Origin of the sequence: Mycobacterium sp. (assembly GCF_035653355.1) — a bacterium.
In the GTDB taxonomy this organism is placed as follows: domain Bacteria; phylum Actinomycetota; class Actinomycetes; order Mycobacteriales; family Mycobacteriaceae; genus Mycobacterium.
The window spans coordinates 1-5,694 of the sequence record NZ_DASRBZ010000091.1; the positions used below are offsets into that span (position 1 = coordinate 1).

1 protein-coding gene is annotated in these 5,694 nt (G+C 66.2%); it reads right to left on the reverse strand.

The features are described 5' to 3' along the window. A partial coding sequence (locus tag VFA16_RS02985) for a non-ribosomal peptide synthetase (protein WP_324966388.1) occupies positions 1–5,694 on the reverse strand: 5,694 nt, incomplete at both ends.

The window sequence follows — 5,694 nt, forward strand, 5'->3', positions numbered from 1 at the left end:
CCGAATGGACAGGCCACAAACCGCGACCCGGTCAACCCCGCCCGGCGCCAATACCCAACACCCACCCCAGCACCGGCGATATACAACTCCCCAACCACACCCGCCGGCACCGGACGCAACCACCCATCCAGCACAAACAACGCCGCCCACGCCACCGGCGACCCAATCGGCGGCGCCCCCGACCCGGCGGTCAGCGGCGCGCTGATCGCCACGTACACCGTGGCCTCCGTAGGGCCGTAGGCGTTGATCACAACCCGCCCCGGCGCCCACCGGTCCACGACCTCTGCCGGACAAGCCTCGCCGCCGAGCAGCAACGCCGTCGACTCCAAACCCTCAGGCGACAACATCCCCACCGCCGACGGCGTTTGGGTTAACACACCGACGCGTTGGGCAACCAGCAGCTCGTGGAAGTCCTCCGGTGAGCTCGCCACCGACTCAGGCACCACCACCAGCCGCCCGCCGTGCAGCAGGGCGCCCCAGATTTCCCACACCGAAAAGTCGAAAGCATACGAGTGGCACTGCGTCCACGCGTGTGCCGCGGGCAGGTGCGCGGGCAATGACTCGGCCAAGTGGGTCAGGTTGTGGTGGGTGATCGCCACGCCCTTAGGCATCCCGGTAGTGCCAGAGGTGTAGATCAGGTAGGCGATATCGTCCGGGGCTGGCGATGGCAGTGCGGTACTGGGCTGGCTCTCAACAGCGGGGTCGTTGACATCGATCACCGGCAGGTCATGGCCCTCTAGCCGCCCGGACAGATCAGCAGTGGTGATAGCAGTCATGGGAGCGGCATCGGCAAGCAAGAAGCTAATCCGCTCCGCCGGGGCCGCCGGGTCGATCGGCAGGTAAGCAGCCCCTGTCTTGAGCACCGCCAGCATCGCCACAATCGCCTCAGCCGAACGCGAAAAGAGCAGCGCCACCACGCACCCAGGACCCGCCCCATGAGCGGCCAGCAGGTGCGCCAACCGGTTAGCGGCCTCATCGAGCTCGCGATAAGTCCGCGAACGCTCGCCGCACACCAGCGCCACCGCATCCGGCGTGCTGGCTACCTGTTCGGCGAACAACGCCGGAACCGACACCGCCGCGGGCACAGGCCGGGCCAACACCGGGCGATTGCCCCACGCCTCCAGCTGGGCGTGCTCATCGGCATCGAGCAGATCAACCGACGACAACCGACGACCCGGGTCGGCGGTCATTGCCACCAACACCCGCTGCAACCGCTCGACGAGCCCCTCCACGCTGGCCGCATCAAACACATCGGTGCGAAATTCCACCGCCCCGCCAATCCCGGCAGGGTCACCGCTCTGGCTCCAGCGTTCACCCAGGGAAAACGCCAAATCCATGCGCGCGGTGCGGGTTTCAATCGGGATCTGCGTTATCTGAAGTCCAGCTAAGGCCAACTCGGCGGCGGTGTTGTCCTGCCCGGCGAAGTTTTGCCAGGCCAGCATCACCTGCACGAGCGGGTGGTGGGACAGGCTTCGGGTCGGGTTGAGCCGCTCAACTAGCACCTCAAAGGGCACGTCTTGGTGCTCGTAGGCGGCCAGGCTGCGCCGTCGCACCTGCGCCAGCAGCTCGGCGACACTGAGATCACCGGCCAGATCCACCCGCAGCACCAGGGTGTTGATGAAAAAACCCACCAGCTCATCCAGCGCGGGGTCACGACGCCCGGCGATCGGGAACCCCACTGCCACGTCGCTGCTTGCGCTCATCTTCGAGAGCAGCACTGCCAGGGCTGCCTGTAGCACCATGAAGGTGGTCGCGTTGTGCTCGCAAGCCACCTTGCGCACCCGTTGCTGTAGCTCGACGGGCCACTCCACGACCACACTGGCGCCGCGCTGATCAGCCACCGGCGGATACGGCCGATCCGTGGGCAACTGCAGGCGTTCCGGCAGCCCTGCCAGCGCCTGCTGCCAATAGGCCAGCTGCGCGGCAATGGGGCTGTCGCTGGCTTCCAACTCCCCAAAGGTTTCGCGCTGCCACAGCGTGTAATCGACGTACTGCACCGCCAACTCTGGCCAGTCGGGGGCTTGCCGCGCGCACCGGCTGGCATAGGCGATGCCCAGATCACGCACCAGCGGGGTGATCGACCAGCCATCGGCGGCGATGTGGTGCACCGCAGCCACCAGCACATGCTCGTCGTCGGCAATGCGGAAAAGCTGGGCTCGCAAGGGGATCTGGGTGGCCAGGTGGAACGGGCGACGCACCTCGGTATCGATGGCTTCATCTAGTTGCCCTGCCGGCCAGCCGGTGGCATCAACAACGTTCCACCCGAAATCGGCCCGCTCCATCGGGAGAACAACCTGCTGGGGTATCCCCTCAACCGCTGGAAACACTGTGCGCAGGCTTTCGTGGCGGTCGACCACATCGGTCAGCGCCGCACCCAACGCTTCAGCGTCAAGGCGGCCGCGCAGCCGCAACGCCACCGCCATGTTGTAGACCGCTGAGGGCCCCTGCAGCTGATCCAGGAACCACAACCGCTGCTGGGCAAACGACAGCGGAATTATCGCGGGCCGCTCCATCGACACCAACCGGGGCAGCCGACCCGTCTCGCCACTGATACGGGGCGCCAACTGGGCGACCGTGGGTGCCTCGAACACGGTACGCACCGGAAGGCCGGCATCCAGAGTCGTGTTGACCGCCGCGACCAGCCGCATCGCCGACAGGGAATCGCCACCCAGCTCAAAGAACGAGTCATCGACCCCGACCCGCTCGACATCGAGTACTTGCGCGTAGATGCCGGCCAGGATCTCCTCGATGAGGCTGCTTGGGCCGCGATACTGACCCGCGGGGCGTTCCGGTGCTGGCAGGGCGCGGGTGTCGAGTTTGCCGTTGGGGGTCAACGGCAGCGCGTCGATCACCACCACCGCCGCCGGCACCATATATGCCGGCAGCCGCTGGGCCAGCTGCTCGCGAATTCCGGCCGGGTCGGCGGTGCCGGTGACATAGCCGATGAGGCGTTTGTCGCCGGGGCGGTCCTCGCGGGCGATCACCACCGCCTGCTGCTCCCCAGCCAGGGCACTTAATGCCGCCTGGATTTCACCCAATTCGATGCGATACCCGCGGATCTTGACCTGCTCATCAGCACGGCCCACAAAATCTAGCTGCCCATCAGCACGCCAGCGCACCAAATCCCCGCTGCGATACATCCGCAGCCCCGGCCCGCCGAACGGACAGGCCACAAACCGCGACCCGGTCAACCCCGCCCGACGCCAATACCCAACACCCACCCCAGCACCGGCGACATACAACTCCCCAACCACCCCAACCGGCAACGGCCGCAACCACCCATCGAGCACAAAAAACGCCGCCCCGCGCACCGGTGAGCCGATGGGCGGCGCCCCTGACCCCGCCATCAACGGTGCGCTGATCGAAACATCCACCGTGGTCTCGGTCGGACCGTAGGCGTTGATCATCACCCGTCCCGGCGCCCAGCGATCCACCAGCTCAGCCGGGCAAGCTTCACCGCCCACCACCAACGCCACCGACCGCAAATCGTGCGGTGACAAGTTAGCCGCCGCCGAGGGGGTCTGGCTTAAGACGCTGACGTGTTCAGCGACCAGTAAAGCGTGGAAGTCGTCTGGTGAGCGGGCTACCTCTTCGGGCACCACCACCAGCCGGCCGCCGTGCAGCAGCGCGCCCCAGATCTCCCGGACTGAGGCGTCGAAGGCGTAGGAATGCCACTGCGTCGACACCTTTGCCGGCCCCGGCGCTGCCAGGCCCGCATCCAACACCTCCATGAGCTGAGTCACGTTGTGGTGCGTGATCGCAACGCCTTTGGGGACGCCGGTGGTTCCTGAGGTGTAGATGATGTACGCGATATCGTCGGGGGCCGGCGCGGGTAGTGCGCTGTTGGGATAGGCCTGTATTTCGGGGTTGTTGACATCGATGACCAGCAGGTCATGACCGGCGAGCCGGTCGGCCCACTGCGCGGTGGAGATGGCCGCAATCGGCGCGGCGTCGTGGAGCATGAACTCGATGCGCGCTGTCGGCAGTGCAGGGTCGATCGGCAGGTAGGCCGCCCCGGTCTTCAGTACCGCCAAAATGGCCGCGATCGCCTCAGCCGAGCGCGGCAACAGCAATGCCACCCGCTCTCCTGGGCCCACACCGTGGGCGGCCAACAGGTGGGCTAACCGATTCGCGGCCTCATCGAGTTCCCCATACGTCAGTGACAGCTCCCCGCAGCGGATGGCCACCGCATCTGGGGTGCGCGCCACCTGTTGAGCGAACAACATCGGCACCGACGCCGGCACGCTCATCGGCGCGCTCAACACCGCCCGGTTACCCCACTGATCGAGGCGGGCGTGTTCAGCGGCATCGAGCACATCGATCGCCGACAACGGCCGGGCCGGATCGGTGGTCATCGCCACCAACACCTTCTCTAACCGCGCAATCAGCGCTTCGATACCGGCCGCATCAAACACATCGGTGTCGTATTCGACGCGAAGACCCAGTTCGCTGCCCGGTTGAGCTTGCAGCGTCAGCCGGTAGTGGGTGGATTCGCGGCTGCTGAACTCGGTGATGGCCAGCTCATCGACGCCCGATAACGCGGCGGTGTCGACCGGGTAGTTTTCGAACACGAACAAGGTGTCGAACAACTGATCATGGCCGGTGAGGCGGTGAATTTCGCTCAGCGCCAGGTGCTGGTGCTCAAGGGTGTGGTTGTGGGCGCGTTGGAGTTCCTCGAGCAACTCAGCGGTGGTAGTCGCCGCGGTGAGGTTCGCCCGCACCGGCACGGTATTGATCACCAGCCCCACCATCGACTCCGCACCGGCCACCTCGGTGGGTCGACCCGACACCGGGGTGCCAAATACCACATCGTGCTGGCCGGTCAGCCAGCACAGCAGCTGGGCGAAAGCAGCCTGCAGCACCGTGTTTATCGTGGTGTGGTGGACGCGGGCCAGCTCGCCAAGCGCCCGCCTGGTGTGCTCAGGGACCCAGTAGGAGGCGATGCTTCGCCGCCCTGGCCCCAACCTTTGCGCTGGTCCGACCAGTGTGGGGGTGTCAAAGCCGGCCAGCACGTCGCGCCAGGCCGCGCGGGCGGCATCAAGATTACGTTCGGCCAGCCAGCTCACAAACCGGCGATACGGTGTCGGGGCGGGCAGCCGCTGGCCGTTGTAGGAGGCGAAGATTTCCCCAAGCAAGATGGGCAGCGACCAGCCATCGATCACGATGTGGTGGAAGGTCAGCACAAACCGGTGCCGATCGGGTGCGGTGCGGATCAACACCACCCGAAACGCCGGTGGGTCGGCGATATCGCCGACCGCGGCGCGCTCGGCCGCAGCTAGCCGCTGGACCTGCTGCTCAAGCTCCACCTCGGCGCCATCCAGCTCGATATAGCGCCACCCTGCCGCGGGATTGGCGGGGATGATCTGCACCGGCTGGTCAAACTGTGGGCAGAACCGGGCCACTAGATTGGGATGCCGGTTGACCACGGTGTGCACCGCATCGTGCAGCCGGTCGGGGTCGAGGGCACCGGTGACGGTGATGTCCAGTTGCATCGCATACGGATCGGCGTCGCTACCGGCTGCGGTGCTGGCGTGAAAGAGTAGCCCCTGCTGCAGGGGGGTCAGCGGCAAAATATCGGTGATCTCGTATTGCTGCTGCAGTTCGTCGAGCTGGGACTGGCTCAGCCGGGCCGGCGCGATATCCGATGGGGTCAGTCCCCCGCCGCCGGCTTGCACATGCGTGCAGATAGCGGCC